Annotated in this window: 3 protein-coding genes; 2 read left to right on the top strand and 1 reads right to left on the bottom strand. The window is 61.9% G+C overall.

The window, feature by feature from the left end:
* Together VFW84_RS15580 and VFW84_RS15575 are read left to right on the top strand one after the other, a co-directional pair.
* The coding region (locus VFW84_RS15580) for an acyl-CoA dehydrogenase family protein (RefSeq protein WP_329681382.1) at nucleotides 1–238 on the top strand (238 nt) is incomplete at its 5' end.
* Nucleotides 239–420: 182 nt separating this feature from the next.
* A complete protein-coding gene (locus VFW84_RS15575; protein WP_329681381.1) occupies nucleotides 421–2,190 on the top strand; it encodes a phosphodiesterase in 1,770 nt (589 codons plus the stop codon).
* Here the strand turns inward: VFW84_RS15575 and VFW84_RS15570 are convergent.
* On the bottom strand, nucleotides 2,173–2,479 hold a 307-nt coding region (locus VFW84_RS15570), incomplete at its 5' end, for an EamA family transporter (protein WP_329681380.1). The two genes, VFW84_RS15575 and VFW84_RS15570, sit on opposite strands and share 18 nt — an antisense overlap.

The raw sequence follows: 2,479 nt of genomic DNA, 5'->3' as shown, positions 1-2,479 counted from the left end.
CGTGGCCGCCCGCATGCAGGCTGGCAAGACCGCCATCCAGGAGGTCTCCATGGCCAAGAACTTCGCCACCGATGTGGCCGATGAAGTGACCTACGAAGCCGTGCAGATCTTTGGCGGCATGGGCTACATGCGTGAATCGGTTGTGGAGCGCCTCTACCGCGACAACCGCATCCTCTCGATCGGTGGCGGCACGCACGAGATCATGAACGAGATCATCTCCAAACAGATGGGTCTTTGAGGTGGCGCTGTGAAGGTACTCAGGGGGATGTCCGCAAAGCCCTGAGCTGTCACGAAACTGTCATTCAAGTCCCGAAGTCATGCCTCCGATATGGCCGCATCACTTCGGGAGAAAACATGTCGGTATCGGCGCCAAGCCATGGAGAAGGATGTCTGACTGAGGGCCGCGCCGAGCCTCAGTTGATGACCGTGCAGGAGATCATGGCCTGCGGTCTGCTGACCACGCATTTTCAGCCACTGGGGCGCTTGCGTGATGGCGAAGTGTTCGGGCATGAAGCGCTGGTGCGGGGGCCGAAAGGCCATGCGCTGGGGACACCCGATGCGCTCTTTGCCGCGGCCCATGAGCAAGGCGTGAACTTCGATCTGGAGGTTCATTGCGTCAAGCTGGCCTTGCAGAACTGGGCGCAACAGGGCATGCGAGGCCGGCTGCTGGTCAACCTCAGTGCAAGTTCTCTGGCCGCCTTGATGGCGCACCCGGTTGCACACGGCATTCTGGGGCTGGTCAAGGAACTGGGCCTGGTAACCAGCCGGCTGGTGGTCGAGTTGACCGAGCATGAACGCGTCGACAACCTGCCTCGGCTCCAACGTGCCGTGGCGATCATCCGCGAGCACGGCGCGCAACTGGCACTCGATGATTTTGGTGACGGGCGATCCAGCTTGCGCTTGTGGGCCGAGCTTAAGCCCGACTACGTCAAGATCGACAAGTATTTCGCCAAGGACATCGCCACGCATCCTGACAAGGTGCAAACCATCACGGCGCTCAAGCGCATTGCCGAGACCTTCGGGACGCAGATGGTGGCCGAAGGCCTTGAAACCCCTCAGGAGTTGCGCGTGCTGCGCGACCTGGGCATCGAGCTGGGTCAAGGCTACTTGCTGGGGCGTCCCCAGTCTGCGCTGGCCGAGTCCTTGCTGCCCGCAGCCAGAGAGGTGATCTGCAGCCGTGAAATATCGGTGTTGCCCAGCAAGACGCGCAGCGGGCGCAGTGACTTCACCGTGGGTGAGATCATGCAGCGCGTGCCGAGCCTGCCTCCCGATGCCACGCACAAGGATGCCGCCAGGCGGTTCCAGGAAGATGAGACGCTCAAAGCCATGGCGGTTGTCAAGGATGATGGCTTGCCCATTGGCCTGATCAACCGGCAAAGCTTCTACAACCAGTACTCCAAGCCCTATTTCAAGGAGCTGTACGGCAGCCGGTCCTGCCTCCTGTTTGCCAATCCGCAGCCATTGCAACTGGAGTCGCACATCGGCCTGGATGAGTTGACCGACGTGCTGACTTCAGAAGACCAGCGCTATCTGACCGAGGGCTTCATCATCACCAAGGATGGCGCTTATCTCGGCATGGGTACGGGTGAGCGCCTGGTGCGTGCCGTGACCGAGTTGCGCATCGAGGCGGCGCGTCACGCCAACCCCTTGACGTTCCTGCCGGGCAACATCCCCTTGACCTTGCACATCGCCCGGCTGCTCAACAGTGGTTCGGCGTTCGTCGCGTGTTATGCCGACCTCAATCACTTCAAGCCTTTCAATGACTACTACGGCTATTGGCGCGGCGATGAAATGATCCGGCTGCTGTCCAACACCCTGCAGGCTCATTGCGATGTACGCCGCGATTTCATTGGCCATGTGGGCGGGGACGACTTCGTGATCCTGTTCCAGAGCGAAGACTGGCACGAACGCATTTATGCAGCCGTCTCGGCCTTCAACGACAAGGCGCTCACGCTGTACGACGCGGCCTCACGCCAGCAAGGCGGCATCGAAGCTGAAGACCGCGATGGGGTGATGCGTTTCTTTCCGCCGACGACCTTGTCTGCAGGCGTCATGCAGGTGCGGCCCGGCACCTTCACGCGCGCAGAGATGGTGGCGTCTGCAGCAGCGGCGGCCAAGCACAAGGCCAAGCAACTGCAGACGGGTGTCTATGTGGATCAGCCTGGCGCTGCGTCACTTCAAACGGGCTGACAGGAAAGCGCCGCCCGAGACCAGCACCAGCCCGGCCACCAGCCAGCCGGTGAGGGGTTCGCCCAGCAAGGGCACGGCGCCCAGGCCGGCCATCACGGGCACCAGTGCCACCAGGGCCCCGGTGCGCTCGGCGCCCAGGATGGCCACCGCGCGCAGGAACAGCAACATGGCCACGATGGTGGGTCCCAGCCCCTGATACAGCCCTTGCAGCAAGAGCATGGACATGGGCACCTGGTCGATGCCTTTGGGCAGCAAGGCCAGGTAGATGGGCATGTAGACCAGGCACGAT

Origin of the sequence: Aquabacterium sp. (genome assembly GCF_036279655.1) — a bacterium.
GTDB lineage: Bacteria > Pseudomonadota > Gammaproteobacteria > Burkholderiales > Burkholderiaceae_C > Aquabacterium.
Note: the sequence above shows the minus strand (reverse complement) of the source record. Positions and strands in the feature narration are given on the sequence as shown.

Excerpts from the sequence above, each read along its gene's own strand:
- VFW84_RS15575 (WP_329681381.1), top strand. The coding sequence starts at position 421 with ATGACCGTGCAGGAGATCATGGCCTGCGGTCTGCTGACCACGCATTTT.